The 26008-nt window shown below is 62.3% G+C and carries 29 protein-coding genes; 20 read left to right on the top strand and 9 right to left on the bottom strand.

All coding sequences use genetic code 11. The annotated features are described in order from the left end of the window. The first annotated feature begins 107 nt into the window (after positions 1-107). On the top strand, positions 108-1343 hold the full coding sequence (locus MGEO_RS15060; protein ID WP_085639698.1) for an MFS transporter: 1236 nt from the start codon (positions 108-110) through the stop codon (positions 1341-1343). A 3-nt stretch (positions 1344-1346) separates the two neighbouring features. On the opposite strand, the gene MGEO_RS15055 is transcribed toward MGEO_RS15060, so the two are convergent. After that, the gene (locus MGEO_RS15055) at positions 1347-1736 is read right to left on the bottom strand and encodes a hypothetical protein (protein ID WP_085639556.1); all 390 of its coding nucleotides are present in this window, start codon (positions 1734-1736) and stop codon (positions 1347-1349) included. Between the two features lie 148 nt (positions 1737-1884). Here MGEO_RS15055 and MGEO_RS15050 point away from each other — a divergent pair, with 148 nt between their 5' ends. Beyond that, positions 1885-2760, top strand: coding sequence for a 50S ribosomal protein L11 methyltransferase (locus MGEO_RS15050; RefSeq protein ID WP_085639553.1), 876 nt, complete (start codon positions 1885-1887; stop codon positions 2758-2760). Between the two features lie 133 nt (positions 2761-2893). After that, complete coding sequence (locus MGEO_RS15045) at positions 2894-3241, top strand: hypothetical protein (RefSeq protein ID WP_085639550.1); 348 nt, start codon at positions 2894-2896, stop codon at positions 3239-3241. A gap of 90 nt (positions 3242-3331) precedes the next feature. Here MGEO_RS15045 and MGEO_RS15040 read toward each other — a convergent pair whose 3' ends face one another. Then, complete coding sequence (locus MGEO_RS15040) at positions 3332-3523, bottom strand: DUF1127 domain-containing protein (RefSeq protein ID WP_085639547.1); 192 nt, start codon at positions 3521-3523, stop codon at positions 3332-3334. A 316-nt stretch (positions 3524-3839) separates the two neighbouring features. On the opposite strand from MGEO_RS15040, the gene ruvC reads away from it, so the two are divergent. The 13 genes from ruvC to ftsH all read left to right on the top strand — a co-directional run bounded on the left by ruvC (position 3840) and on the right by ftsH (position 15723). Next, a complete protein-coding gene (ruvC, locus tag MGEO_RS15035) occupies positions 3840-4328 on the top strand; it encodes a crossover junction endodeoxyribonuclease RuvC (RefSeq protein ID WP_085639544.1) in 489 nt (162 codons plus the stop codon). Next, positions 4325-4993, top strand: coding sequence for a Holliday junction branch migration protein RuvA (gene ruvA / locus MGEO_RS15030; protein WP_085639541.1), 669 nt, complete (start codon positions 4325-4327; stop codon positions 4991-4993). Before ruvC ends, ruvA begins: the two co-directional genes overlap by 4 nt. Before the next feature lie 4 nt (positions 4994-4997). Next, positions 4998-6026: a Holliday junction branch migration DNA helicase RuvB gene (gene ruvB, locus MGEO_RS15025; RefSeq protein WP_085639539.1), complete on the top strand. Its 1029-nt coding sequence runs from the start codon at positions 4998-5000 to the stop codon at positions 6024-6026. A 76-nt stretch (positions 6027-6102) separates the two neighbouring features. Further along, positions 6103-6744 (top strand): hypothetical protein, encoded by a 642-nt coding sequence (locus tag MGEO_RS15020; RefSeq protein ID WP_085639536.1) that lies wholly within the window; start codon positions 6103-6105, stop codon positions 6742-6744. Next, entirely contained in the window at positions 6744-7133 is a 390-nt protein-coding gene (gene ybgC / locus MGEO_RS15015) for a tol-pal system-associated acyl-CoA thioesterase (protein WP_085639533.1), read from the top strand. Before MGEO_RS15020 ends, ybgC begins: the two co-directional genes overlap by 1 nt. A gap of 117 nt (positions 7134-7250) precedes the next feature. Then, positions 7251-7946, top strand: a complete 696-nt coding sequence (gene tolQ, locus MGEO_RS15010) for a protein TolQ (protein WP_085639530.1) — start codon at positions 7251-7253, stop codon at positions 7944-7946. A gap of 3 nt (positions 7947-7949) precedes the next feature. Then, complete coding sequence (tolR, locus tag MGEO_RS15005; RefSeq protein WP_085639526.1) at positions 7950-8420, top strand: protein TolR; 471 nt, start codon at positions 7950-7952, stop codon at positions 8418-8420. Between the two features lie 8 nt (positions 8421-8428). Further along, positions 8429-9574 (top strand): cell envelope biogenesis protein TolA, encoded by a 1146-nt coding sequence (locus MGEO_RS15000; RefSeq protein ID WP_085639523.1) that lies wholly within the window; start codon positions 8429-8431, stop codon positions 9572-9574. Beyond that, entirely contained in the window at positions 9571-10896 is a 1326-nt protein-coding gene (tolB, locus tag MGEO_RS14995) for a Tol-Pal system beta propeller repeat protein TolB (protein WP_085639520.1), read from the top strand. The genes MGEO_RS15000 and tolB overlap by 4 nt, the downstream gene beginning before the upstream one ends. Positions 10897-11030: 134 nt before the next feature. Beyond that, on the top strand, positions 11031-11549 hold the full coding sequence (gene pal, locus MGEO_RS14990; RefSeq protein WP_085639517.1) for a peptidoglycan-associated lipoprotein Pal: 519 nt from the start codon (positions 11031-11033) through the stop codon (positions 11547-11549). A gap of 11 nt (positions 11550-11560) precedes the next feature. Next, positions 11561-12379 (top strand): tetratricopeptide repeat protein, encoded by an 819-nt coding sequence (locus tag MGEO_RS14985; RefSeq protein ID WP_198948116.1) that lies wholly within the window; start codon positions 11561-11563, stop codon positions 12377-12379. Next, a complete protein-coding gene (gene tilS / locus MGEO_RS14980) occupies positions 12376-13725 on the top strand; it encodes a tRNA lysidine(34) synthetase TilS (protein ID WP_233139939.1) in 1350 nt (449 codons plus the stop codon). Before MGEO_RS14985 ends, tilS begins: the two co-directional genes overlap by 4 nt. A gap of 78 nt (positions 13726-13803) precedes the next feature. Then, the gene (ftsH, locus tag MGEO_RS14975; RefSeq protein WP_085639514.1) at positions 13804-15723 is read left to right on the top strand and encodes an ATP-dependent zinc metalloprotease FtsH; all 1920 of its coding nucleotides are present in this window, start codon (positions 13804-13806) and stop codon (positions 15721-15723) included. A gap of 155 nt (positions 15724-15878) precedes the next feature. Here ftsH and MGEO_RS14970 read toward each other — a convergent pair whose 3' ends face one another. Further along, on the bottom strand, positions 15879-16310 hold the full coding sequence (locus tag MGEO_RS14970) for a hypothetical protein (protein ID WP_085639511.1): 432 nt from the start codon (positions 16308-16310) through the stop codon (positions 15879-15881). A gap of 159 nt (positions 16311-16469) precedes the next feature. Between MGEO_RS14970 and MGEO_RS14965 the strand changes: the two genes are divergently transcribed. From MGEO_RS14965 to folD, 3 genes are all read left to right on the top strand, one after another. Further along, positions 16470-17066 carry an MOSC domain-containing protein gene (locus tag MGEO_RS14965; protein ID WP_085639508.1) on the top strand — a complete coding sequence of 199 codons (597 nt, stop codon included), beginning with the start codon at positions 16470-16472 and terminating at the stop codon, positions 17064-17066. A gap of 148 nt (positions 17067-17214) precedes the next feature. Beyond that, positions 17215-18891 carry a formate--tetrahydrofolate ligase gene (locus tag MGEO_RS14960; RefSeq protein WP_085639505.1) on the top strand — a complete coding sequence of 559 codons (1677 nt, stop codon included), beginning with the start codon at positions 17215-17217 and terminating at the stop codon, positions 18889-18891. Positions 18892-19024: 133 nt separating this feature from the next. Then, positions 19025-19924 carry a bifunctional methylenetetrahydrofolate dehydrogenase/methenyltetrahydrofolate cyclohydrolase FolD gene (gene folD / locus MGEO_RS14955; RefSeq protein ID WP_085639502.1) on the top strand — a complete coding sequence of 300 codons (900 nt, stop codon included), beginning with the start codon at positions 19025-19027 and terminating at the stop codon, positions 19922-19924. A 25-nt stretch (positions 19925-19949) separates the two neighbouring features. On the opposite strand, the gene speB is transcribed toward folD, so the two are convergent. Genes speB through MGEO_RS14935 form a run of 4 tightly spaced genes read right to left on the bottom strand, consistent with a single transcriptional unit; the run spans position 19950 to position 23068 of the window. After that, positions 19950-20897, bottom strand: a complete 948-nt coding sequence (gene speB, locus MGEO_RS14950; protein WP_085639499.1) for an agmatinase — start codon at positions 20895-20897, stop codon at positions 19950-19952. Positions 20898-20909: 12 nt separating this feature from the next. Then, positions 20910-21323, bottom strand: a complete 414-nt coding sequence (locus MGEO_RS14945) for a PaaI family thioesterase (protein ID WP_085639689.1) — start codon at positions 21321-21323, stop codon at positions 20910-20912. Positions 21324-21349: 26 nt separating this feature from the next. Next, a complete protein-coding gene (gene pdeM / locus MGEO_RS14940; RefSeq protein ID WP_085639496.1) occupies positions 21350-22030 on the bottom strand; it encodes a ligase-associated DNA damage response endonuclease PdeM in 681 nt (226 codons plus the stop codon). A gap of 51 nt (positions 22031-22081) precedes the next feature. Further along, the gene (locus MGEO_RS14935) at positions 22082-23068 is read right to left on the bottom strand and encodes a 2-hydroxyacid dehydrogenase (protein ID WP_085639493.1); all 987 of its coding nucleotides are present in this window, start codon (positions 23066-23068) and stop codon (positions 22082-22084) included. A 118-nt stretch (positions 23069-23186) separates the two neighbouring features. Between MGEO_RS14935 and MGEO_RS14930 the strand changes: the two genes are divergently transcribed. Further along, positions 23187-23708, top strand: coding sequence for an SH3 domain-containing protein (locus MGEO_RS14930; protein WP_085639686.1), 522 nt, complete (start codon positions 23187-23189; stop codon positions 23706-23708). A gap of 15 nt (positions 23709-23723) precedes the next feature. Here MGEO_RS14930 and MGEO_RS14925 read toward each other — a convergent pair whose 3' ends face one another. Both MGEO_RS14925 and MGEO_RS14920 read right to left on the bottom strand, forming a co-directional pair. Next, positions 23724-24788, bottom strand: coding sequence for a Hint domain-containing protein (locus tag MGEO_RS14925; protein ID WP_085639490.1), 1065 nt, complete (start codon positions 24786-24788; stop codon positions 23724-23726). A gap of 144 nt (positions 24789-24932) precedes the next feature. Next, positions 24933-25994 (bottom strand): YeeE/YedE family protein, encoded by a 1062-nt coding sequence (locus tag MGEO_RS14920; protein WP_085639487.1) that lies wholly within the window; start codon positions 25992-25994, stop codon positions 24933-24935. Between the last annotated feature and the right edge of the window lie 14 nt (positions 25995-26008).

The following is a 26008-nucleotide window of genomic DNA, read 5'->3' as shown; positions in this document are numbered from 1 at the left end:
GCGCCCATTCAGGACGGATCAAGCGCTTGATGTGAATCGATGCACACCGGCTGTTCCCGGCCTGCTTGGCTCTCGCCAATGGCTGCGAGCAGGCGTAAAGGGAGATGATGAACCGCATTGTTCCCCTTGCAGATGCGCGTGACCTGCCGATTTATCGCCGGCCCATCACGCTGCTGTTCCTGATGGCGATTGCCATGCCCCTGTCGTTTTCGACATGGTCGGCGCTGCTCAACAACTTCGTCATCGAGGTGGCGCAGTTCGATGGGGCCGACATCGGGTGGCTGCACACGGTGCGGGAAATTCCGGGGTTTCTTGCCGTTGGGGTGATCGCGGTGATCATTTTCATCCGCGAACAGACGCTTGCGATGATCTCGCTTGCCATGCTGGGGATCGCGACCGCGCTGACGGCCTATTTCCCATCCATGGGCGGGTTGCTCTTTGTGACGCTGATCAGCTCGATCGGGTTTCACTACTATGAAACGGTGAACCAGTCGTTGCAGCTGCAATGGCTGCCGAAGGACCGCGCGCCGCAGATGCTGGGCTTGCTGGTGTCGGCGGCATCCGCAGCGACGCTTGTCGCCTACGGGGTGATCGTGGTCACCTGGCGCGCCTATGACCTGAGCTACAACTTCGTTTACATGGTGTCAGGCGCACTGACGCTGATCATCGTCGCCTATTGCGTTGTGATGATGCCGCAGTTTGAAGCACCCAACCCGCAGGTCAAGAAGTTCATCCTGCGCAAACGCTATTGGCTCTATTACGCGCTGCAATTCATGTCCGGTGCGCGGCGGCAGATTTTTGTCGTCTTTGCCGCGTTCATGATGGTGGAGCGGTTCGGGCTGGACGTGGACCAGATTACCAAGCTGATGCTGGTGACACTGGTGGCGAACATGGTGCTGGCACCGGTGCTGGGACGGATCGTGCACCGGTTCGGTGAGCGCAACGCGATGGCGGTGGAGTATGTGGGTCTGGTGATCGTCTTCGTTCTGTACGGCGGAATATACTGGTTCGGCTGGGGGGTGACGCTGGCCACGGTGCTGTATATCGCGAACAACATCTTTTTCGCCTTGGCGCTGGCGATCAAAACCTATTTCCAGAAGATCGCTGATCCGGGCGACATCGCGCCGACGGCGGCTGTGGCGTTCACCATCAACCATATCGCGGCGGTCTTCCTGCCCGCACTGCTGGGGTATCTCTGGCTGATCTCTCCGGGCGCGGTCTTTGCTCTGGCGGCGGGCATGGCGCTGGTCTCGCTCATGCTGGCGCTTTTGATCCCGCGCCATCCCGAGCCGGGCAACGAGACTGTCTTCTCTCGCTATGTGGCGGCGGCCCCTGCTGAGTGACGGTCAGCGACAGAGCGGCGAGATGTTGAAATAGGTGATCTGTTCTTCGACCATCTGCATCTCGACTTTCGAAGCACAGCCTTCCCCCGTTTTGGCCGTGCCTTCCAACGACGTTGATCCTCCGGACATGCTCACGCCCGAAAACGAAACCTCGGTGTAAGGGTCGACCCCGTCGAAGATGGCAGCGATCTTCTGGATGTTTTCCTCTGTTCTCAGGGATTGATGCAGGAACGCGTTTGCCTCGTCATGGTTGCCGGTGCTGCTGAGCATGATGAAGTCGCGAGCCGTGGAGCGCGCGCCGGAAGATGCGTACATAACGACAGAATACCCCACCGCACCCAGTAGGACCAATACGCCGACAATGATCGCGGCGATTTTCAGGAATTTTTTCATGGGAGCCCCAAGCAATAAACGAGTGTTGTGGCGTCGAGGATAAATTCGGCAAAGCCGATCTGTCCATTCTCATGTGGGTCAGGCCTTTCCTGCTGGTCAGCAGCGACAAAGGCGAGTAAGCCCCGGCTCAATACAAACGGGGGCATCCATGACCACCTTCACAGCATTCACCACACTGTCTGACAAAGAGTCGGCCGAGGCGCTGGGCGCTGCCTTGGAGGATCTGACGACCGAACCCTACGGCGTTGGCGTGTTCGAGATCGAGGACGGCAGCGGCATGTGGGAAGTGGGCGGCTATTTCCTCGAAGCTCCGGACGAGGTGGCCCTCGCGCTGCTGGCGGCGGCACATAAGGCCAAGCCGTTCGTGGTGTCGGAACTGCCGGATACGGATTGGGTCGCCAAGGTGCGGCGCGAACTGGTGCCGGTTCATGCCGGGCGCTTCTATGTCTATGGCAGCCACGACGCCGAGACCGTGCCGGAAGGGGTTGAACCGCTGCTGATCGAAGCGGCCATGGCCTTTGGCACCGGGCACCACGGAACGACGCAGGGCTGCCTGCGTGCTCTGGATCGACTGCTTGACGCGGGGGTGGTCTGTCACAACGTGGCGGATATCGGCTGTGGCACGGCAGTTCTGGCGATGGCTGCGGCGCGTGTCTGGCCCGAAACCGTGCTGGCGAGCGATATGGATCAGGTGGCGGTTGATGTCGCTGAGGCGAATGTCAGCGCGAATGGCCTGAGCGGACGCGTCACCTGTCTGGAGGCGATGGGGTTCGAACATCCGCAGCTGCATGCTGCCGCGCCCTTCGATCTGGTCTTTGCCAATATCCTCAAACAGCCGCTGATCGACCTTGCCCCGGACATGGCGAGCCACCTTGCGGACGGGGGATTCGCGATCCTGTCGGGCATCCTGAACGATCAAGGCGATGAAGTGGCAGAGGTTTATGCACGAAATGGCATCAATACCTGGCATCGCGAGGAGATTGGTGACTGGACGACGCTGACGCTCAAAAAAGGCGGATCATAAATCCGCCGCATTTGCCAATTCCCGCAGGTTTTTGCCGCATTTTCGTAAAATCTGCCTTGATTGCCCCATTCTTGCCACATTCCGCCCCTATCTCGGACACATCCGGTGGGGGCCGGAAAAAAGGCTGCTAACAATGACCAAACAGCAGGACATGTTCGACGAACGGTACCGCAAGGTTCTTCGCCGCCACCGCCAACTGTCCCGGGGCTATGTCACCAAGATGGACAAGAACGGGGTCGTTGCGCACATTCCGCTGAACCACATCCGCGAGTCCTTCAACTTCTCGGCGCTGCTCTTGCCGTTCGGGATCCTGTTCTTCCTCAAGGCGTGTATCGTCACCATTCTGGGTGAGGAAGCCTATGTGCAACAGGTCGATCTTCTGCGCGACGGTGGTTTTGTTGAGCAGGTCGGTGCGATCTTCATGCAGCTCGACCCGATCACGGCGCCGCTGGCCAAGCTGCTGGGGGCCATCATCGGCTGATCTCTCCGGCCGTCTCTCTTTTGCTCACACATGAAAAAAGCCGTGTCAGGAAACCTGACACGGCTTTTTTGCTGTCGATCCGGACGAAACTCAGAGCGAGTTGATGTCGCCCCGGGTCAGACCGATATCGTCAAGCTCGTGATCGCTGAGCTGGCTCAGTGCGATACGGGTCTGACGCGCATCGTTCCATGCGGTGAATGCGGCGATCAGAGATGCTGCGAAAGCGCCGAAGCCTTGTTGGCCTGCGGCATATGTCGGACGGGATGTGTCAAAAGCGGCCATTGCCATGTTCCTTGAGAAAGGGGGGAGAAGTTGTTTGTCTGACGCGCATCTAGTTGTGGAATTTCGCGGCTTCAATTGTCCTTTTTGCATAGTTTTTATGCGATTTGTGCATAGCTTGCGGGGCTTGGTAAGTGACTGGGAAAAGTTGGAAAAATACGACATTTTCGATGTCGTATTTCGCCTGTGGCATCCAGAGGCGACAGGGCGGCGTCCGTTTTCGACACCCGTTTTCGTGCCTCGGATTTGTTTTGAATGCTTGGCGTTTGTTCGCGTTTCGTGCTAGCCGTGATTTAAAAGCAACAAAGGCGCGAGCAGTATGCGTGTTTTGGGGATCGATCCGGGGCTGCGCTTCCTTGGATGGGGCGTTATCGAAGCCGAGGGGAGTCGCTTGCGCCATGTCGCGAACGGTGTCTGCCTGTCCGGGGACGGTGAATTGGCGATGCGCCTGCTCACTTTGCACACCGCGCTGACGGATGTGTTCCACCGCTACCAGCCGGAAACGGTGGCTATCGAAAAGACCTTTGTGAACAAGGACGCTGTCGGGACGCTTAAGCTGGGGCAGGCGCGGGGCGTCGCCTTGCTGGTGCCTGCGCAGTTCGGGCTTGAGATCGGAGAGTATTCACCGAACTCGGTGAAGAAGACGGTTGTCGGGGTTGGTCACGCGGATAAGCGGCAGGTGGAGCACATGGTGAAGATGCAGTTGCCGGGTGCTGAAATCGCCGGTTCCGACGCGGCGGATGCGCTGGCCATTGCGATCTGCCATGCGCATCACATGACGGGGCCGGGGATGAGGATGCGGGCATGATCGGGCGGATAGCGGGGCGGATCGAATACAAGGCCGATGATCATGTTCTGATCGACGTGCGCGGTGTGGGGTATGTTGTTTATTGCTCGGACCGGGTGCTGTCGCAGATCGGACGCCCCGGTGAGGCGGCCGCGCTTTATACCGACCTGCTGGTGCGCGAGGACATCCTGCAGCTTTTCGGGTTTCCGACGCTCGTGGAAAAGGAATGGCATCGGTTGCTGATGTCGGTTCAGGGCGTCGGCGCGAAGGCGTCGCTGTCCATTCTTGGAGCACTCGGGCCGGACGGGGTCAGCCGTGCAATTGCGCTGGGGGACTGGAACTCTGTCAAGGCGGCCAAGGGGATCGGTCCGAAGACGGCGCAGCGGGTGGTCAATGAATTGAAGGACAAGGCCCCTGCGGTGATGGCGATGGGCGGGTCTGCTTCGATGGCGGCTGTCGCCTCGGATGAGGATGCGGTGATCGAACCTGCGGCCGCAGCCCCGGTAGTGCCTGCGCCCGCTCCGAGTGCTTCTGCACAGGCCGAGGCGCTGTCAGCGCTCAGCAATCTGGGCTATGCGCCGGGCGAGGCGGCGAGCGCGGTGGCGCAGGCGGCAGGGGACGCCCCGGAGGCCGATACACCGGCTTTGATCCGCGCCGCGTTGAAACTGTTGGCGCCGAAGGGGTAGGGACATGGCCTCTGATCCGATCGTACGGCCCGACCCGCTGCCCGAAGACCGTGACCGCGCGTTGCGCCCGCAGATGCTCGACGATTTCATCGGGCAGGCGGAGGCGCGGGCGAATCTGCGGGTGTTCATCCAATCGGCGCGGCAGCGCGGCGAGGCGATGGACCACACGCTGTTCCACGGCCCGCCGGGATTGGGCAAGACGACGCTCGCGCAGATCATGGCGCGCGAGTTGGGGGTCGGGTTCCGCATGACCTCTGGGCCGGTTCTGGCCAAGGCCGGCGATCTGGCGGCGATCCTGACCAACCTCGAAGCGCGGGATGTTCTGTTCATCGACGAAATCCACCGTCTTAACCCGGCTGTGGAAGAAGTGCTCTATCCGGCGCTGGAGGATTACGAGCTGGACCTCGTGATCGGTGAAGGGCCGGCGGCGCGGACGGTGCGGATCGAATTGCAGCCCTTTACACTGGTCGGGGCGACGACGCGGTTGGGGCTGCTGACAACGCCCTTACGGGACCGCTTCGGCATTCCGACGCGGCTCAATTTCTATACCGAAGACGAGCTGAACACGATTGTGTCGCGCAACGCGGTGAAGCTTGGAGTCGAGGCCGCACCTGAGGGCGCGCGCGAGATTGCGCGGCGGTCGCGGGGGACGCCGCGGATTGCCGGGCGTCTTTTGCGGCGGGTGGTCGATTTCGCGGTGGTCGAAGGGAATGGCGTCGTCACGCGCGAACTGGCCGATGGCGCGCTGACCCGTTTGGGGGTCGACGGGCTGGGCCTCGATGCGGCGGATCGCCGGTATCTGCGGCTGATTGCCGAGAACTATGCCGGTGGGCCTGTCGGGATCGAAACGCTGTCGGCGGCGCTGTCGGAAAGCCGGGACGCGCTGGAAGAGGTGATCGAGCCCTATCTGTTGCAGCAGGGTCTGATCCAGCGCACGCCGCGCGGCCGGATGCTGGCTCAGAAGGGCTGGAGCCATCTGGGGTTGGCGGCACCGAAGGGACCGCAGCAGTCGGATTTGTTCGGACAGGCGTGACTTGCCCGGCGGAGCGCCCTGTGCCAGTGGTCGTGACTGCATATTTGGAAAAAGAAGAAGCAAGGGGGCGGTGCCCATGATGGACGCAGCCGAGGTCGAGCGGTTTTTCACCCGGTCCGATGGGAGCTATCTGTTTGCCCGCTGGGGACGTCCGATTGCGCCGATCGTGTTCGGTGTCGAGGACGCCACGCTGTCCGTTGTCAAAGGCGCGTTCGAAGCGGTCTGTGCCATGGCGGGCCATCACATGGCCGAGACGGATCCGGAGCTTGGCACCAATGTGATGGTGTTCTTCTTCCGTGAATGGGACGAATTGCTGGCGGTTCCCGATCTGGACCGGCTGATCGACGGTCTTGCCCCTCTTGTGGAGCGGCTTGCGGAGGCGGAGGCGAACCAGTACCGCGTGTTCCGGTTTGATGAGGCGGGCGCGATCAAGGCCTGTTTCATATTCCTGCGGATGGACGAGGTGATGTCGGCGCAACCCGCCGAGACACTGGCGCTGAGCCAGGTGGTGCAGTCGATGCTGCTCTGGTCCGATGTGGCGTTCACCGACCGGTCGCCTTTGGGAAAGTTGGAGGATGGACGGGTGGTGCTGCGGCCAGAGATCGGTGCGCTGATCCGCGCTGGGTACGATCCGGTGATGCCGGCGAAGGCGGATGATGCAAGCCACGCGCTGCGCCTTGCCGCACGGATGCAGGTGGCCCAGGGAGAGGTGAACTGATGGTGCATGAACTGCCGATCCGGGTGTATTACGAAGACACCGACATGGGCGGGATCGTCTACTACGCCAATTACCTGCGCTATATCGAACGGGCGCGGTCAGACTGGGTGCGGTCGCTGGGAGTCGACCAGAATGCGATGCGCGAAGAGGATGGCGTTGTCTTTGTCGTGCGCCGGGTTGAGGCCGACTACCTCAGGCCCGCGAAATTCGATGACGAGCTTCTTGTGCGCACCGTTGTCAAAGCCGTCACCGGCGTGCGGTTGATCATGTCGCAGGAGGTGGTTCGGGGCGATGACCTGCTGTTTCAGGCCGAAGTGACGGTGGTTTGCGTCGGAGAGGGCGGTGCGCCCGCACGGCTTCCGGCAAATATCCGCCGTCAGATTCACTAGACGGACCGTTTGCGGCTGTTCTGACGCCATTGTGTTGGCGTTTCCCCTGCAATTGCGGTATTGAGGCTGGTAATCAGAGCCCGGAGAATTGGGGCCAACCGGCTAAAGAGCAGGCAGATGGAAGCAGAAACACTTGCGCTGGCGCAGGAGATTGATTTCTCCATGTGGGGCCTTTTCGCGCGCGCCACACTGACGGTGAAGATTGTCATGATCATGCTCATGCTGGCGTCGTTCTGGGCGTGGGCGATCATTTTCGAAAAGCTGATCGCCTATCGCAAGGCGCGGGCCGAGGCGGCGGAGTTCGACCGGGCGTTCTGGTCGGGCGAGCCGTTGGACGAGCTGTTCGACGAGATCGGACCCGAGCCGCAGGGACGGGCAAAGCGCGTCTTTGCGGCCGGCATGACCGAATGGCGACGGTCTCACAGGGACGATGGCGGGCTGATTGCCGGGGCGCATGCCCGGATCGACCGGTCGATGGATGTGGCGATTCAGAAAGAAGCCGAGGATCTGCAGAAGAACCTCGCGGTTCTTGCAACCGTCGGGTCGGTGGCGCCGTTTGTGGGTCTGTTCGGCACCGTTTGGGGCATCATGCACGCCTTTGTCGAAATCGCGCAGCAGCAGAATACGTCGCTGGTGGTCGTTGCCCCCGGTATCGCCGAAGCGCTGCTGGCCACCGGTCTGGGCCTTCTGGCGGCGATTCCGGCGGTTGTTTTCTACAACAAGCTGTCGGCGGACAGTGACCGTATCCTGGCGGGCTACGAATCCTTTGCCGACGAGTTCTCCACGATCCTCAGCCGTCAGTTGGACAGCTGAGCCATGGGCGGAGGCGTGGTCAAATCCGGTGGTGGCGGCGGGCGCAGGCGGCGCAAGGGCCGCGCTGTGCCCATGTCGGAAATCAACGTCACGCCCTTTGTCGACGTGATGATGGTCCTCTTGATCATCTTCATGGTGGCGGCCCCTCTGCTGACGGTCGGCGTTCCGGTCGAATTGCCCAAAACCGCAGCTTCGACCTTGCCTTCGGAAACTGAAGAGCCGCTGACCATTACGATTTCAGCAGACGGCACGGTGTCGATCCAGAACACAGAAGTGGCGCGCGAAGATCTCGTGTCGCGGTTGCGGGCAATCGCCGCTGAACGCTCGGACGACCGGGTATTCCTGCGGGCCGATGGGGCGGTGACCTATGAGATCGTCGCGCAGATCATGGGCGCGCTGAACGCGGGTGGGTTCAGTTCCATCGGGTTGGTGACCGATACCGGGGGTCCCGTGCTTGACGGGTCGGATGGCTGAGGCGGGCGGTGCATACGGGCCATTATATCTCTGGTGGTGCCCATGGGATTCTGATCCTCTGGGCGCTGTTTGGCGGCATGTTCCGCAGCGATCCGCCCGAGGTTCAGGTGGCTGAGGTTTCGGTCATCTCCGAGGCGCAGTTCGCCGCGATGATGCAGCCGCAGGCGGCTCCGCAACTGGGTGCCGAGCCGGCGGCGCTGCCTCAGCCCCAGATCGAAGAACAACCGCCTGAACCACCGGTCCAGGACGCGCAGCCAACACCGCCGCCGGAACCGGCTGAACCCGAGGTGTCGGACCCCGATCCGGCGCCGCAGCCAGTGTTGCCGCAACCCGAACCCGAAGTGGTCGAGACGCTGCCGCAGCCCCCGGCCCCTGAACCGGTACCCGAGGTCGAGGCCCCCGAAGTGGCCCTGCGACCGATCCCGCGCCCCGCCCCGCGTGTGGCACCCGAGGCCGTGCCCGAGCCCGCACCGGATGCAGAGGTTGCGCCTGAGGTGCAGGAAACGGTCGAACGGTCCGAGACGCCGGATGTGACGGACGCGGAAGAGCAGCAGGCCACGGCGCCCGAGGCCGCGACCACCGAGATCGTGACGGAAGCGGAAGAACCGGCGCGTGCGCCCTCGGCATCTGTACGTCCGCAGGTGAGACCGAACCGACCCGCGCCAACACCCCCGCAGACGGAGACGGCAGAAGCGCCGTCGGAACCGGCGTCTGCGCCGGAGGCCAGTCCCCCGGCACAGGAAGACACAGCCGCAGCCGATGCGACAGCCTCGGCGATTGCAGGCGCGCTGGAAGAAGCTCTGTCCGGCGGAGCCACGGACGGCCCGAGCGGACCCCCGTTGACACAGGGTGAAACCGACGGGTTTCGCATTGCCGTTCAGGATTGCTGGGTGGTCGATGTGGGCTCACAGGCGGCCAACGTGACGGTCACAGTTGGGTTCGACATGGATCGATCCGGGCGTGTCGTGAGTTCAAGCCTGAGGATGCTGGCGGCAGAGGGCGGCAGCGGTTCTGCCGTGGAAACTGCGTTTCAGGCTGCGCGCCGCGCGATTTTGCGCTGTCAGGGCGACGGGTATAACCTGCCGCCAGAGAAATTTGATCAGTGGAAGACTGTCGAGATGACATTCAACCCCGAGAGTATGAGGATCCGATGAAACAGGTCGTCGCTATGCTGTTGACGGTTTTGGGAATGGCGGTCAGCGCGCCGATGGTGGCCATGGCGCAAAGCGGGCCTCTCAGGATCGAGATCACCGAGGGCGTGGTCGAACCGCTGCCCTATGCGGTGCCGGATTTCGTCGCCGAAAGCGCAGGTGCGCAGCAACTGGCCCAGCAGATCGCGCGGGTCGTTGCCGAGGATCTGACGGGAACCGGTCTGTTCCGCGAGGTGCCCCGTGAGGCACATATCAGCCAGATCACCAGTTTTGGCAGCCCGGTTCAGTTTGCGGACTGGAAGGCGATCAACGCGCAGGCGCTTGTGACCGGAGCCGTAAGTTCCGACGGCAATCGCGTGATCGTCAAATTCCGGGTCTGGGACGTGTTCGCCGGCACCGAGCTGGGGCAGGGTATGCAGTTTGCAGGAACGCCTGACGGCTGGCGGCGGATGGCGCACAAGGTGGCGGACCAAGTCTACAGCCGGATCACCGGTGAAAGCGGGTATTTCGACAGCCGGGTGGTCTTTGTTTCGGAAAGCGGACCGAAGGATCAGCGGGTCAAGCGCCTCGCCGTCATGGATTATGACGGGGCCAATGTGCAGTTCCTGACGGGCAGCAACGCGCTTGTGCTCGCACCGCGGTTTTCCGATGACGGTCAGAGGGTGCTGTATACCAGTTATGAAACAGGTATGCCGCGCGTGCATGTGCTTGAAGTCGGCACCGTGCAGAGCCGGATTCTGCAGGGACAGGACGGTGTGATGAGTTTCGCGCCGCGCTTTGCGCCGAACGGGCAAACCGTGGTCTATTCGCTGACCCAAGGGTCGAACACCGACATCTGGGCAATGGACATTGGCAGCGGCGGCGTGCGCCAGCTGACCAGCGCGCCGTCGATCGAAACCGCGCCGAGCTATTCGCCGGATGGCAGCCAGATCGTATTCGAAAGCGACCGGTCGGGCACGCAGCAACTCTATGTGATGTCCGCCAGCGGCGGTGAAGCACGGCGGATCAGCTTTGGTCAGGGGCGGTATTCAACCCCTGTCTGGTCGCCCCGGGGCGACATGATCGCCTTCACCAAGCAGAACGCGGGTCGGTTCCATATTGGGGTGATGCGGACCGACGGATCCGAAGAGCGTCTGCTGACGGCCTCCTTCCTTGACGAAGGACCGACCTGGGCACCGAACGGGCGCGTGATCATGTTCGCCCGTGAAACGCAGGGGGCGCAGGGGTCGTCCTCGCTTTATACCGTGGATATCTCGGGCCGGAATCTGAAGCGTGTTCGCACGCCGGAAGGGGCTTCGGACCCAAGCTGGGGGGCGCTTCAGTGATCTTTGTGCGTTCACAAGAAATGACTGCGGGGCGTTCCGGGTTTTCTGACGAAAATCCGGCGCTCGGCAGATGACTAGGCGCAGCCACATGGCTGTGGTACTTTCGGACCAATCATAAAAGAGCAGGACATCCTATGCGACTACCCGCGAAACTCACGATGCTGATGGCCGTTCTGGCCGTATCGGCATGCACCAATGCAAACCGGTTCGACAACGGAGCGGTCGATCTCAACGCAGCCACAGGCAGCGCAGGCGGTATTGTGCCCGGCAGCGCGAGCGACCCAAGCTCACCCGCGTATTTCCAGCAGACGGTCGGAGACCGGGTGCTGTTTGCCGTGGACCAGTCTTCGCTGAGCCCGGAAGCACGGGCCACTCTGGACGGTCAGGTTCAGTGGTTGCTGACCAATGCCGACTACAACGCCGTGATCGAGGGCCACGCCGACGAACAGGGCACCCGTGCCTACAACCTCGCGCTGGGCGCACGCCGGGCCAATGCCGTGATGGAATACCTCATCGCACAGGGCATCCCGGCGAGCCGACTGCGCTTTGTCAGTTATGGCAAGGAGCGTCCGATTGAAATCTGCTCGGAAGAGGCGTGCTATGCCAAGAACCGCCGGGCGGTGACGATCATCTCCGCCGGGCTGAGCAGCTGACGGAGACCTGAATGCGCCTGATGTCCCTTGCACTTGTGCTGGCGCTGTCCGCAGCGCCGGTGACGGCCCAGACAGAGCAGACTCTTGCCGATATCCGGCAGGACATGTCTGTGCTGTTTGTCGAATTGCAGAAACTCAAACGCGAGTTGAGCACGACAGGGGCCAGCACCGTCGCGTTGCCACCGGGCGCATTGGACCGGATCAATGCGATCGAGGCAGAATTGCAAAGGCTGACGGCCAAGACAGAAGAACTCGATTTCCGGGTGAGCCAGGTCGCCGAGGATGGCGCGCGGCGGCTGGGCGATCTGGAATTCCGGCTGTGCGAACTCGAAGCAGGCTGCGATATCGGCGCCTTGGGCAAAAGCCCGACCTTGGGTGGCGCGGCGTCCGCGCCCGCTCCGGCAACGCCGCAACCGGCGCCTGCGACCGGGGGCACGGAACTGGCGGTGGGTGAGGAAACAGACTTTCGGCGAGCCGGGGAGGCGCTCGCCCAGGGTGACTTTCAATCCGCCGCAGACCAGTTTGCGGCCTTCCGCCAGACCTACCCGGGCGGACCGCTAGAAGCCCAGGCGCTGGTGGCCGAGGGCCGGGCGCTCGAAGGGCTGGGCGACACGCGGGAAGCGGCGCGGCGATATCTTGAGGCATACGCAGGGTATCCTGACGATTCCGCCGGGCCAGAGGCGCTTTGGCGTCTGGGGGCGGCGCTGGGGGATCTCGGCAATGTGGCCGAAGCCTGCGTGACCCTGAGTGAGGTTGCGGGGCGCTATCCGGGCAGTGGCGATGCCATTGCTCAGGCCGACGCCGCCAAAGCCCGCTTCAACTGCCAGTGACCGAGGCACCGCTCGGGCAGCGGTTCGCCGACGCGATGGGCCAGTTGCTTGGCCCGGAATTTCCGTCTGACATCGGTCTTGCCGTCTCGGGGGGCGGTGACAGCATGGCGATGCTGTGCCTCGCCCACAATTGGACCCGGGACTATGGTGTGCGCCTTTGGGTGGTGACGGTGGATCACGGATTGCGGTCCGAGAGTGCCGCCGAGGCCAGTATGGTGGCCGAGGAATGTGCGGCGCTGGGTTGGCCCCACGCGATACTGCGCTGGCGCTGGGATGGCACCGGCAACGTGCAGGACGCAGCGCGGCAGGCGCGTCTGTCGCTTGTCGACCGGTGGCGCGGATCTCTGAGACACGTTCTGTTTGCGCATACCCAGGACGATCAGGCGGAAACCGTGCTGATGCGCCTGGCGCGTGGTTCGGGTGTCGATGGTCTGTCGGGAATGCGCCCCCGGCGACCGGTGGTTCCACATGCGCCGCGTATTCCGGACCTGACCGAAGAGCAGGTGTCGGGCCGGTGCCCTCCGCGCGGCGCGGCTATTCCGGGGTTTGACGTTGTGCGCCCATGTCTCGACATGCGGCGCGAGGAATTGCGGCACTATATCCGGGTGCTGCAAGGGCGCTGGGTCGACGATCCGACAAACGAGGATCGCGGATATCACCGGGTTCGCGTTCGCCATTTGTTAAATCTTCTGCGCGAAGAAGGCATCACGACTTCGGGTCTTGCTGACACGGCACGGCGTATGGCGCGCGCGCGTGACGGGTTGCAGGCCCGGCTTGCGGAAGCCGTTGCGCGGGTTGGGCGGGATGCACCCTTGGGACAGGTGCGGATCGACCGGGACGGTTTTGCGGCGCTTGAGGCGGAAACGCAGTTGCGGATGCTTTCGGCGGCGCTCTGCTATGTCTCATCCGCGCCCTACAAGCCGCGCGCAGCAGCGAGCGAGGCGCTGTTGGAGCAGGTGCTCTCAGGGCGTGGCGGCACGCTGCATGGCGCTGAGATCGTCGTGGACACGGCGCATCTGCGGGTATTCCGCGAATATGCTGCGGTGAAAGACAGCGTGGCAGCGCTGGATGCGCTCTGGGATGGGCAATGGGCCATAACAGAGCGTGACACAGAGTGGCCGACGGGCAGCGAAATGCGCGCGCTCGGTGACGACGGATGGCAGAGCTTTGCCGATCGCTCGGCGTTCAGCGTTCCGTACCGGGCTGCCCGCGCGCTGCCGTCCGTATGGTCGGGGGACAGTCTTCTGGCCTGTCCCGCGCTTGGATTTGGCCCGGATTTCGGGTTGCAGCGATACGTGCTGGGCCGGCCCGACACCGGTTTTGAGGCATTTTGTCTTTCGCATTGAACACGGGCCGCGCATGTCTATGTTATAGGCCAAGAGACGCGGGCCTTTCCGCCCCTGTCAGATTCAGGAGAATTTTCCTTGGGCAACGCACGAAATATCGCCTTTTGGGTCGTTCTGTTCCTTCTGATCCTTGCGCTTTTCAACATCTTCTCGGGCGGTGGAAACACCCTGCAGAGCCGCGAAATCAGCTATTCCGATTTCGTCGCATCGGTTGAGAACGACACGGTCAGTTCCGTTACACTGGACGGCGAACAGGTCAGGTTCCGCAGCACTGACGGTCAGGACTATGTCGCGATCAAACCGGAAGACGCCACAGTCACCGATCTGCTGATCGCAAATGACGTTCCGATCCGGGCAGAGCAGCAGCAGCAATCGGGCTTCCAGTCCTTCCTGCTGAGCCTGCTGCCCTTCCTTCTGCTGATCGGCGTCTGGATCTACTTCATGAACCGGATGCAGGGCGGTGGTCGCGGTGGTGCCATGGGGTTTGGCAAGTCAAAGGCAAAGCTTTTGACGGAAAAGCATGGCCGCGTGACTTTCGACGACGTCGCGGGCATCGACGAAGCCAAGGAAGAGCTTGAAGAGATTGTCGAATTCCTGCGCAATCCGCAGCGGTTCTCGCGGCTGGGCGGCAAGATTCCGAAAGGCGCGCTTCTTGTCGGTCCTCCGGGTACCGGTAAGACGCTTCTGGCGCGGGCCATTGCCGGCGAGGCAGGCGTGCCCTTCTTCACCATCTCGGGTTCGGATTTCGTGGAAATGTTCGTCGGCGTCGGTGCAAGCCGTGTCCGGGACATGTTCGAACAGGCCAAGAAGAACGCGCCGTGCATCGTGTTCATCGACGAAATCGACGCCGTGGGTCGCGCCCGTGGGGCCGGATATGGCGGTGGCAACGATGAACGCGAACAGACGCTGAACCAGCTTCTGGTCGAGATGGACGGTTTTGAAGCCAACGAGGGTGTGATCATCGTGGCGGCCACAAACCGTCGGGATGTGCTTGACCCCGCGCTTCTGCGCCCGGGCCGCTTTGACCGTCAGGTGACGGTGCCGAACCCCGACATCAAGGGCCGCGAGAAAATCCTGGGCGTCCATGCCCGCAAGACACCGCTTGGTCCGGACGTGGACCTGCGCATCATCGCGCGCGGAACGCCGGGTTTCTCGGGGGCAGATCTGGCGAACCTCGTGAACGAAGCCGCGTTGATGGCGGCGCGAGTTGGACGTCGCTTTGTCACGATGGAAGACTTCGAGAACGCGAAGGACAAGGTGATGATGGGGGCGGAGCGCCGCTCCATGGTTCTCACGACCGAGCAGAAGGAAAAGACCGCCTATCACGAAGCCGGTCACGCCATTGTCGGGCTCGAACTGCCGCAATGTGATCCGGTCTACAAAGCCACGATCATTCCGCGTGGCGGCGCGCTGGGGATGGTGGTCTCTCTGCCCGAGATAGACCGTCTGAACTGGCACAAGTCCGAATGCGAGGAAAAGCTGGCCATGACCATGGCGGGCAAGGCGGCCGAGATCATCAAGTACGGACCCGAGAATGTCTCGAATGGCCCGGCCGGCGACATCCAGCAGGCGTCTGCGCTGGCGCGTGCGATGGTGCTGCAGTGGGGCATGTCGGACAAGGTCGGCAATATCGATTACCGTGAAGCCGCCGAAGGCTACAGCGGCAATACCGCTGGTTTCTCGGTTTCGGCGCACACCAAAGAACTGATCGAAGAAGAGGTGAAGCGTTTCATTCAGGAAGCCTACGAGCGTGCCTACAAAATCCTCACTGACAAGAACGAGGAATGGGAACGTCTGGCGCAGGGCCTGCTTGAATACGAAACCCTGACCGGCGACGAGATCAAGCGTGTGATCCGGGGCGAGCCGCCGCATTCCGGCGATGATGACGCCTCGGGCGAGGTGTCGGACAAACCGAGCATCACGGCGATCCCGAAAACGAAGGCGAAATCCAAACCGCGCTCCGAGGATGGCGGGTTCGAGCCGGAACCGACCGCCTGATCCGGTCAATAAATAATGAATAACGGCGCGGACATGGTTCGCGCCGTTTTTCTTTGGGTTGGTCAGGGAGCGAGGCCGTACCGATGTGACCTACCTCCGCGGATCGATCGCGGGTGAGGTGGTATTGGAGTTCAGCCGCGTGTGCGCAGCATGCTCTAGGATGCTGATCCGGGGACGGTGGCCGCAGCGGTCCATTTGCGGTTCAGGTCTTTGACCCGTGCAACGAGATCCGCGTCAGCGACATGGCTCAGCAGCGTGGAAAGCTCATCATCTTCACACAGAAATGCGGAAGCCATCAGATCCAACCGCTCCTGGTGTGCCGCAGGCAGATCCCAGAAACTGTCAGCTTTATGTGCCATCAGGCAACTGCGTACATCCAGGTCATGTTGGACACACATCCAGTCACCATCGGACATGCCCGGAAAATCCGCGCGGGTCGCGTCGATAGGGCAGGGTGTTCCGTCCTCATGTCGGGCGAGTTCGGCGCAGTCTTCGCGAAAATGCACGGCATCGAATCGCAAGGTCACCGACAGGCCCGGACGGTGTCCGGCCTCCGGCCGCTGGCGTGGAAAAGTGTGGAGTTCCATAGGGTCTCTCCTAATGCGTCGCTGTCGGTGTAGCGCAGGAATGAGACGAGTCTGGGGCGCCCGCGTGGGCAAAAATGGACGTTGCAATCTGTCCGGTTTCGGGTTGCCCTGGCCCGATGCACAGGGTTTTGTGCGTGCGAGATCACGAAGGAAACGCATATGCCCGCGCTTAAACCTACCGAGTTTTCCGCAACAATCCGCTGGATCGGGCGGGTCCCTGTAGAGGGTGAGTCGATCGTGTCGTCCCCGGCGGACGAGCTTGAACTGAGCTTTGACGGACCGGTTGGGGAACGCCATTCCGGACGCACCCGTCCGTCCTGCAGCCGCCTTGTGTCGCAATACCCGCGCGGGACCGAGATTGCCAACGTGCGTCAGTTGTCCATCGTTTCTGCGGAAGAACTTGCCCGGATTGCCGATGCGATGGGTCTGGATGGGATCAACCCGGTCTGGCTGGGCGCGACATTGGTGATCGAGGGTATCCCCGACTTTACGCTGGTTCCGCCATCGTCACGCCTGCAGGGACCGGACGGCGTGACGCTGGTCATCGACATGGAAAATCGCCCATGCCATCTGCCGGCGCGCGAGATCGAGAACGTGCTTCCCGGCAAAGGCAAAGCGTTCAAGACGGCGGCGAAGAACCGACGGGGTGTCACAGCCTGGGTGGAGCGCCCGGGGCGTCTTGGCGTAGGGGACACGCTTCGTCTTCATGTGCCGGATCAGCCAGTCTGGCCGCACCTCGACGAGGCGCGCGGTTAGGCGAATCCGGGAAAGGTTTCCGATTGGCGACGATCCGAAGTCGATCCCGCCGCAGTTTTGCTTGGAAGTGTCGGTTTCACCGCGCCACCGCTCTGGTGTGCAACTGTATGCGTGGGGCAAATGACGTTCCGAACAGGGGAGCCTTTTCATGTCGTATAAGTCGGATATCGAGATCGCCCGCGAGGCGCAGAAGCGCCCCATCATGGAGATCGGTGAGAAAATCGGAATCGGGTCGGACGACCTGCTGCCCTATGGCCATGACAAGGCCAAGGTCAGCCAGTCCTTCATCAACTCGGTGCAGGATCGCCCGAACGGCAAGCTGATCCTCGTGACCGCGATCAACCCGACCCCGGCGGGCGAGGGCAAGACCACCACGACCGTGGGTCTGGGCGATGGCCTGAACCATATCGGCAAGAAGGCGATGATCTGCATCCGCGAAGCCTCGCTTGGACCGAACTTCGGTATGAAGGGCGGCGCGGCTGGCGGTGGCTATGCGCAGGTGGTGCCGATGGAGGACATGAACCTCCATTTCACCGGCGATTTTCACGCCATCACCAGCGCGCACAGCCTCCTGTCTGCCATGATCGACAACCACATCTACTGGGGCAACGAGCAGGAGATCGACATCCGTCGCGTCGTCTGGCGGCGCGTTGTCGACATGAACGACCGCGCGCTGCGACAGATCACCTGTTCGCTCGGCGGCGTCGCCAACGGTTTCCCGCGCGAAGCGGGTTTTGACATCACCGTGGCCTCCGAAGTCATGGCGATCCTCTGCCTCGCGAAAGATCTCAAGGATCTGGAAAAGCGCCTGGGCGACATGATCGTGGCTTACCGCCGCGACCGCAGCCCGGTCTATTGCCGCGACATCAAAGCTGAGGGCGCGATGACCGTTCTGCTCAAGGACGCGATGCAGCCGAACCTCGTGCAGACGCTCGAGAACAACCCGGCCTTTGTGCATGGCGGACCGTTCGCGAACATCGCGCATGGCTGCAACTCGGTGATCGCAACGACTACCGCGCTCAAGCTGGCAGATTACGTTGTGACCGAAGCTGGGTTTGGGGCCGATCTGGGTGCCGAGAAGTTCATGAACATCAAGTGCCGCAAGGCCGGGATCGCGCCCTCGGTCGTGGTCTGCGTCGCCACCGTGCGTGCGATGAAGATGAATGGCGGTGTGGCCAAGGCCGATCTGGGTGCCGAGAATGTCGATGCGGTCAAGAAGGGCTGCCCGAACCTTGGCCGCCACATCGAGAACCTCAAGTCGTTCGGCGTGCCGGTTGTCGTGGCGATCAACCACTTCGTCACCGATACCGATGCCGAGATCGAGGCGATCAAGACCTATGTGAAGGAACACGGCGCCGAAGCGGTCCTGTCGCGTCACTGGGAACTGGGGTCGAAAGGCTCCGCCGATCTGGCGCGCAAGGTGGCCGAAGTGGCTGATGCGGGTCAGGCGAATTTCGCACCGATCTACCCGGACGAGATGTCTCTGTCCGAGAAAATCCAGACCATCGCGAAGCGCATCTACCGTGCGGATGAGGCGCTGATGGATCAGAAGATCCGCGATCAGCTCAAGCTTTGGGAAGAGCAGGGCTATGGCAACCTGCCGGTCTGCATGGCGAAAACGCAGTATTCCTTCACCACCGATCCGAACCGCCGCGGTGCGCCGACGGGCCATTCGGTGCCGGTGCGCGAAGTGCGCCTGTCGGCAGGGGCCGGGTTCATCGTGGTGGTCTGCGGCGAGATCATGACGATGCCGGGCTTGCCGCGTGTGCCGTCAGCGGAAAACATCCGCCTGAACGACGCGGGCCAGATTGAAGGGCTGTTTTGAACTGATGGCAGGTGGGCGCTCGGGCTATCGCCCATCGCCCCACCCGCCATCCCGCAATATGCACCTGACAGACCCTTGCTCGGGGATGTGATCGGGTGCATTTGCGTATTTGAGAAAAGAAGAAGGACGGATCATGACCGCTCAGATCATCGACGGAAAAGCCTTTGCAGCAAATTTGCGCGGGCAGATCGCGGACCACGTGGCACGGCTCAAGGCCGATCACGGCATCACGCCCGGGCTTGCGGTGGTGCTGGTGGGCGAAGATCCGGCGAGCGAGGTCTATGTCGCGGCCAAGCACAGGCAGACCGTTGAGGTCGGCATGGCGTCGTTCGAGCACAAGCTGCCTGCGGATGTGTCTGAGGCGGATCTCTTTGCGCTGATCGACCAGTTGAATGCCGATCCGAATGTGCATGGCATCCTGTGCCAGTTCCCGGTTCCGGATCATCTGAACGAACGCTCGGTCGTCGCACGGATTGATCCGTCCAAGGATGTGGACGGGTTGAGCGTCGTCAATGCGGGGCTGTTGGCGAGCGGGGAAAAGGGTCTGGTGTCCTGCACGCCGCTGGGCTGCCTGATGCTGCTGCGCGATCAGGTTGGCGCGATGTCGGGCATGGAGGCGGTTGTCATTGGTCGGTCAAACCTGTTCGGCAAGCCGATGGCGCAATTGCTTTTGCAGGAGAACTGCACGGTTACGATTGCGCATTCGCGGACCAAGGAATTGGCGGGCGTCTGCAGGCGTGCGGACATTCTTGTTGCGGCAGTGGGCCGGGCCGAGATGGTCAAGGCCGACTGGGTCAAGCCGGGCGCAACCGTGATCGACGTGGGTATCACCCGGATCCCGCATCCCGAGAAACCGGGGAAGACCAAGCTTTTGGGCGATGTGGATTTTGCAGAGGTGTCCGAGGTGGCAGGGGCGATCACGCCCGTGCCGGGTGGTGTGGGGCCGATGACCATCGCCTGCCTGCTTGCCAACACCCTGACCGCCTGTTGCCGGGCGCATGGCTTGGCCGAGCCGGAAGGTTTGACAGCGTAACGATAGGCCGAGCGGTTGCCCGGCCTTACTTTTTCTGCGCCTTGGGCAGCGCGCAGAGCATTTCGAACAGCAGGTTCGATGCGATCAGCGCTGTGGTGCCGGTGGTGTCGAACGGTGGGGAGACTTCAACGAGGTCGGCCCCCACAAGGTTCAGCCCCGCGCAGCCGCGCACGATTTCCAACGCCTGCCATGTGCTGAGACCGCCCATTTCAACCGTGCCGGTGCCGGGGGCGAAGGCCGGGTCGAGGCTGTCGATGTCGTAGCTCAGATAGACCGGCGCATCCCCGATCTTGGCGCGGATCTCGGTCATTAGCGGGGCGAGGGACTTGTACCAGCACTGTTCCGCCGGGATCACGGTCCAACCTTTGTCTCTGGCCCAGTCCCAATCCTCGGGGGAGTAGCCTGATCCGCGCAGGCCGATCTGCCAGACCTTGTCGTTCTGCAGGCAGCCTTCTTCCCACGCGCGGCGGAACGGGGTGCCGTGGGCTTCTTTCTCGCCGAACATTTCGTCGCTGGTGTCGGCATGGGCGTCGACATGGATCAACGCGACAGGCCCGTGTTTTTCCTTGATCGCGCGCAGGATCGGCCATGTCAGCGTATGGTCGCCGCCGAGGGTCAGGGGGATCGTGCCGTGCTTCAGGATCTCACGGTAATGGTCAGTGATGATGCCGATGGTTTTCTTCAGATCGAAGGTGTTGATCGGCACATCGCCAATATCGGCGACCTGCATACATTCGAACGGCGCCGCGCCGGTGGCCATGTTGTAGGGACGCATCATACGACTTTCTTCCCGGATCTGGCGCGGGCCAAGCCGGGTGCCGGGGCGGTTTGAGGCGCCGTGATCCATCGGGATGCCGACGAAACAGGCGTCGAGCCCTTCGGCGGTGGGCTGCGCGGGAAGGCGCATCATCGTGTTGGGGCCGGAAAACCGGGGCGAGTCGTTGCCGCCCAAAGGCTGATTGAATGTCGGCATGTTGCGGTTCCTTCAGAGATCGACAGGCATCATGGTGCCCATCAGGCTGGCGATATGGCGTTCTTTGCCATCGGTTTCGGCATAGACGTCAGAGGCGACGACGATCAGACGACGACCCGGTTTGATCACGCGACCACGTGCGATCAGACGGTCGCCTGTGGCCGGGGCCAGCAGGTTGATCTTGATCTCGGCGGTCACGACTTCCTGGTCGTCGGGAATCAGCGTCAGGGCGGCATAACCTGCAGCGCTGTCACCGATGGAGAAGGTCAGCCCGGCATGGCCGAAGCCCTGCTGCTGGCGCGATCCGGGCAGGATCGGCGCGGCGATGGTTGCGGTGCCGTTGCCGGTTTCGACAAGTTTGGCGCCCAAGGTGGCCATCATGGACTGGCTGTCGAAGCTGGCTTGAATGCGGGGGTTCGTGGTCATGCCAAACAGTGAGCATGCCGCGCGGGTCAAGACAAGGGGGCGAGGCCCGGCATCGGGATTTTGCAGGGCTTTGTCCCGGTCAGAATGGCCTGTGCGCCGGGGCTCATCAGGCGGGTGAGGGCAGGGTCATTACAGTGCAACCCGCCGGTGAAGGCCCCGTAAGCGGGCAGGATCAGGCGGGTGTCGTCGAACAGGAAACAGGGACGTGTCAGCGCACGACCGCGCAGGGACAGCGTTGCCTTGGGGTGATAATGGCCGGTGACCTCGCCGGGCGTCGGTGTCGTCTCCGCGATATGGCGGAAGTGCAGAGCGCCGATGGACAGGCTGTACCGATGCGTGCCGCCGAGTTGCACGGGGCCGGGATCGTGATTGCCTTCGATCCAGGTCCAATCGAGACCGGCTTGCAGGGTGGTCAGCGTGAGCAGATCGGCTTCGGGCAGGGCCGTTTGCAGGGTCGGCGCATCGAAGCTGTCGCCAAGGCAGATCACGCGCCGGGCCTTGGTCGCGTCGAGATCTGTGGCGAGGCGCGTCAGGGTTTCGGTGGTCTCATAGGGAGGCAGTTGCGCCCCGCCAAACCGCGCGGCGCGGGCGGATTTGCCCAGATGCAGGTCGGACACGACAAGCAGCCTTTGCGCAGGCCAAAATAGCGCACCCGTGGGAAGGGCGTGCAGGATTTCAGAGCGGAATGAAAACTCAAGCGCGTTCATGATTTGTTCATCGCCTGACTTTAACCTGATGGCAAGGGCCAATGGCCCCTGTCACAGCATGGCGGGCACGACCTGATCGGGCGGGCGGTGGCCGTCAGCGAATGTTTTGACGTTGATGATGACTTTCTCACCCATCTCAAGTCGGCCTTCCTGCGTGGCCGATCCCATATGGGGGAGCATGACAACATTCGGCATGTTGCGCAGTTCGGGGTTACCGCGATGGCCGTGTTCATAGACGTCGAGGCCTGCGCCGGCCAACTCGCCCGCCTTCAGCATGCGGGTCAGGGCGTTTTCGTCGATCACTTCCCCGCGCGAGGTGTTCACGATCACCGCGCTGGGTTTGAGAAGTTTCAACCGGCGGGCGTTGAGCAGGTGGAAGGTCGATGGCGTGTGCGGGCAGTTGACGGACAGGATGTCCATGCGCGCGACCATCTGGTCGAGGCTTTCCCAATAGGTCGCCTCTAGCGCATCCTCGATCTCGGAGCGCAGCCGGCGGCGATTGTGGTAGTGGATCTGCATGCCAAACGCCTTGGCGCGGCGCGCGACAGCCTGGCCGATCCGGCCCATGCCAAGGATGCCCAGACGGCGACCACCCAAGCGGCCACCCAGGAACGCGGTCGGGGCCCAGCCGTCCCAGTCTCCGGTCTGCATAACGCTGAGACCTTCGGGAATGCGGCGGGTGACACTCAGCATCAGCGCCATGACCATATCGGCGGTGTCTTCGGTCACCACGCCGGGGGTGTTCGACACAAGGATGCCCCTGCTGCGTGCGGTGTCTACATCGATATGATCCACGCCCGCGCCGTAGTTGGCGATCAGACGCAGGCGCTCCCCGGCCTGGCCGATCAGTCCGGCATCGATCCGGTCTGTGAGTGTCGGGACCAGGACATCGGCTTCCTTCACCGCATCGGTCAGTTCGGCCTGTGTCATCGGTGTGTCGCTGTCCCTCAGACGGACGTCGAACAGTTCCTTGAGGCGCGTTTCGACGGCGTCCGGCAAGCGTCGCGTCACGACAACACTCAGACGTTTTGATGACATGCGTTCGCTCCCACTACTTTCCCGGCGTGTCAGGTTTTGGCAGAGTGTCGCAAAGGCGCGGCAGGCACAAGAACCTGCCGTCAAAAACCAAAAAACCGAGCAAATTGAGGCGCATCACATGAGCTGGCTTTCCGTCCGCGCGTTGTCTGGGAAAGTGTTCTCCGTTGTTTTGATTGCCGGGGCGATTTTCACACAACCGGGTTTCGCGTCAGAGCGCGGCTCTGTGACGAATCTGCCCCTGCCGCGTTTCGTGTCGATGAAGGCGAGCGAAGGGAATGTTCGGCGGGGACCGTCGCTTTCTCACCGGATCGACTGGGTCTACAAGCGCCGCAACATGCCGTTGCAGATCACTGCAGAACACGGTCACTGGCGGCGCGTGCAGGACCGCGACGGTGCCGGAGGGTGGGTGCATTATGCGCTTCTGTCCGGTGTCCGGACGGCGATCGTCGAGGTCGATATGCTGAACCTCTACGCGCGGCCCGATTCATCGACTCAGGTGAATGCACAGCTGTCGCTGGGGGTCGTGGCTGAGGTGCGCCAGTGCCAGCAGGACTGGTGTGAACTGTCCGCCGGCGGCTACAAGGGCTGGGCGCGCAAGGGCGCGTATTGGGGCGTCAAGCGCGACGAGGTTTTCGAGTAGACCCGAAAGCCTTGTTCAGGCGGCTTCGTGCAGCAGGATGGCTGTCTCGGACGCCGACAGATTGCGCCGCGCGTAACTTCCGTAGCTTTGCGGATTGTATTCCACGTTGGGCAACATCTGGCCCAGACGGTCGCGATCCTGCGGGTCGAGCGTCGACAGAGCCGCGTTGGCAGGGTGGAAGCTTTCCGATTCAACGCCGTTGGCGAACAGGATTTCGTGCTGAGGGAGCAGCATGTGAACATAGGTGATCTCGCGGACATTGAGATCGACCGACACGCGTTCGTGGTCCACGAGATCGCGTGCAGCCACCAGAACCTCGGGCGTGTTGAACAGATCCATGGCGACCCGACCCTTGATCAGCATCCGGTGTTCCGGTGAGACCAACAGGTCTTCGTCCGGCTCGTCCAACCCGAACACGCCGGCACGGATCCGGATCGGGCGCAGCTTGGGCATCGCGAACAGACGCGCGCCGCTCATCCGGCGCTGGCCCATCCACTGGATCGGCTGGGCGCCGTTGTCCTTGGTCTGGACATAGTCCCCTTCGCGCAGCTCGTGAATGAGTTTGACCCCATCTGGGGTCAGGATGCGCGTTTCGGGCGTAAAGCAGATCACTGCTCCCTGATGTTCGGCATCGGTCTGGGTGACGACCGTCGCCAACGTGGCGTGGACCACCCAGAGATCATGGTCGCGCGGCGGAACCCCATCGAGGAACATCAGAAGCGGTTGTTTCTGTGGGCCGGTTTCGATCAGGGTCACGGTATAGGTTGTGCCCCCATCGGTGACGACAAAGCTCTTGTCAGCGATCGGGTGATCGACGGCAAGCGCCGCAGGATCAGGGATGTCCTCCATCGCCGCGCCAACCAGCCTCCGAACCATCCGGGCCGCGCGTCTGCGTCGGTCTGCCTCGCCCTCTGCCTCGTCCAGTCGCACCAGATCGTTCGGGCCATCCACCCGAACCGCGTCACCTGTCCAACTCCACGCGACACCCACTCTCAGAAAATCGACCGGAGCCGATTGGAGTGTGTCGATGGTTGTCTGCGACCAAGAGATGACGAACGTGCCTTTGTACGCCGTTCCCATGTTACCGCCTGCCCGATCATTTTTATTTTTCTTGAACGTATCCAAGCGCGAACGCGATTGCAGGCGAATTTTCGCCTGAGCGAATCAGGGTGGGTACTTTCCGGCCAAGCGTGATTCTTTGGCAACGGGTCTTGGGAGCCTCTGCTACTCGGCGGGGTTGAAACCGACGATCAACTGCCGCAATCCGAATGACGCCCCGGCAAATATCGCGATGAATGTGACCGGTGCGCTGAAGGCCAGCATCGAAAACGCGCTGATCCCCTGACCCACGGTGCATCCCAGAGCGATGACCGCCCCCACACCCATGAGCGCCGCGCCAAAGATCTGACGGCGCAGTTCGCGCGGGTCTTCGCAGGCTTCCCAGCGGAAATGGCCCTTGATGAGCGAGCCGATAAAGGCGCCGGCCCAGACACCGGCGACTGATCCGACGGCAAAGCTGACCGGTTGGGCAGAGCCGATCATCCACCACAGGATCGATTCCCCAAGCGGGGCCGCAAAGCTGTGCGAGACAACGGGCACGGCTTCGAAGCCGTTATTGGCGACCCAGCTCGTTCCTGCCCAGCCGCTGATGATCGCGATGCCGACAACCACGGCCCAAATCGCGGATTTCGGGTTGTCGCGGAACGCCCGCGAGGCAATCGAAGCGACGAGAATGGCCAAACCAAGGGCCAAGCCGACCGCTGTTGCCGGGATGCCGGTCCAGTGCTGGGTGGCATGCGCAATGCCGGGTGGAATGTCACCGGGAAGAACCGGACTTTGCGGGAAAAGGGCATCGCGCAACGGTGCGAGCGGTCCGCTTAGCACCACATAGGTTGAGACGCCCATGACCAGAACGATGACGAAACTGCGCAAGTCGCCCCCGCCGAGCCGGGCGACCGCGCCGTAACCACAGTTTCCGGCAAGCGCCATGCCGTAGCCGAACATCAATCCCCCAATGACCGATGCCCAGGGCAGCCATCTGATTGAAAGGTAATAGGTGCTGCTGGCTTCGACAAAGCCGGTGGCCATCAGCCCGAAGCTGCCAAGAATAGCGGTGCCGATGGCGATGCCCCACATCCGGATTCGTGTGTCGGATCCGCCATAAAGGTAGTCCTCGATTGCCCCCAATGTGCAAAACCGGCCCAGACGGGCGGCAAGGCCCAGCAGCAGGCCGCCGAACAAACCGACGATTGCAACAAGAATGTGCTCCGGAACGCTCTCCAGCATGATGCTGTCCTCCC

This window comes from Marivita geojedonensis, assembly GCF_002115805.1.
Lineage (GTDB): Bacteria > Pseudomonadota > Alphaproteobacteria > Rhodobacterales > Rhodobacteraceae > Marivita > Marivita geojedonensis.
Note: the sequence above shows the minus strand (reverse complement) of the source record. Positions and strands in the feature narration are given on the sequence as shown.

Coding starts and splice junctions, on each gene's coding strand:
- pdeM (WP_085639496.1), bottom strand. CDS start 22,030: ATGAACGCGCTTGAGTTTTCATTCCGCTCTGAAATCCTGCACGCCCTT.
- MGEO_RS14970 (WP_085639511.1), bottom strand. CDS start 16,310: ATGGAACTCCACACTTTTCCACGCCAGCGGCCGGAGGCCGGACACCGT.
- MGEO_RS14925 (WP_085639490.1), bottom strand. CDS start 24,788: ATGGGAACGGCGTACAAAGGCACGTTCGTCATCTCTTGGTCGCAGACA.
- MGEO_RS15050 (WP_085639553.1), top strand. CDS start 1,885: ATGACCACCTTCACAGCATTCACCACACTGTCTGACAAAGAGTCGGCC.
- MGEO_RS14930 (WP_085639686.1), top strand. CDS start 23,187: ATGAGCTGGCTTTCCGTCCGCGCGTTGTCTGGGAAAGTGTTCTCCGTT.
- folD (WP_085639502.1), top strand. CDS start 19,025: ATGACCGCTCAGATCATCGACGGAAAAGCCTTTGCAGCAAATTTGCGC.
- tolB (WP_085639520.1), top strand. CDS start 9,571: ATGAAACAGGTCGTCGCTATGCTGTTGACGGTTTTGGGAATGGCGGTC.
- MGEO_RS15045 (WP_085639550.1), top strand. CDS start 2,894: ATGACCAAACAGCAGGACATGTTCGACGAACGGTACCGCAAGGTTCTT.
- MGEO_RS14965 (WP_085639508.1), top strand. CDS start 16,470: ATGCCCGCGCTTAAACCTACCGAGTTTTCCGCAACAATCCGCTGGATC.
- MGEO_RS15040 (WP_085639547.1), bottom strand. CDS start 3,523: ATGGCCGCTTTTGACACATCCCGTCCGACATATGCCGCAGGCCAACAA.
- ruvB (WP_085639539.1), top strand. CDS start 4,998: ATGGCCTCTGATCCGATCGTACGGCCCGACCCGCTGCCCGAAGACCGT.
- MGEO_RS14945 (WP_085639689.1), bottom strand. CDS start 21,323: ATGACCACGAACCCCCGCATTCAAGCCAGCTTCGACAGCCAGTCCATG.
- MGEO_RS14960 (WP_085639505.1), top strand. CDS start 17,215: ATGTCGTATAAGTCGGATATCGAGATCGCCCGCGAGGCGCAGAAGCGC.
- tolR (WP_085639526.1), top strand. CDS start 7,950: ATGGGCGGAGGCGTGGTCAAATCCGGTGGTGGCGGCGGGCGCAGGCGG.
- MGEO_RS15020 (WP_085639536.1), top strand. CDS start 6,103: ATGATGGACGCAGCCGAGGTCGAGCGGTTTTTCACCCGGTCCGATGGG.
- MGEO_RS15055 (WP_085639556.1), bottom strand. CDS start 1,736: ATGAAAAAATTCCTGAAAATCGCCGCGATCATTGTCGGCGTATTGGTC.
- speB (WP_085639499.1), bottom strand. CDS start 20,897: ATGCCGACATTCAATCAGCCTTTGGGCGGCAACGACTCGCCCCGGTTT.
- MGEO_RS14985 (WP_198948116.1), top strand. CDS start 11,561: ATGCGCCTGATGTCCCTTGCACTTGTGCTGGCGCTGTCCGCAGCGCCG.
- MGEO_RS15060 (WP_085639698.1), top strand. CDS start 108: ATGAACCGCATTGTTCCCCTTGCAGATGCGCGTGACCTGCCGATTTAT.
- ruvA (WP_085639541.1), top strand. CDS start 4,325: ATGATCGGGCGGATAGCGGGGCGGATCGAATACAAGGCCGATGATCAT.
- tolQ (WP_085639530.1), top strand. CDS start 7,251: ATGGAAGCAGAAACACTTGCGCTGGCGCAGGAGATTGATTTCTCCATG.
- ruvC (WP_085639544.1), top strand. CDS start 3,840: ATGCGTGTTTTGGGGATCGATCCGGGGCTGCGCTTCCTTGGATGGGGC.
- ybgC (WP_085639533.1), top strand. CDS start 6,744: ATGGTGCATGAACTGCCGATCCGGGTGTATTACGAAGACACCGACATG.
- pal (WP_085639517.1), top strand. CDS start 11,031: ATGCGACTACCCGCGAAACTCACGATGCTGATGGCCGTTCTGGCCGTA.
- MGEO_RS14935 (WP_085639493.1), bottom strand. CDS start 23,068: ATGTCATCAAAACGTCTGAGTGTTGTCGTGACGCGACGCTTGCCGGAC.
- MGEO_RS14920 (WP_085639487.1), bottom strand. CDS start 25,994: ATGCTGGAGAGCGTTCCGGAGCACATTCTTGTTGCAATCGTCGGTTTG.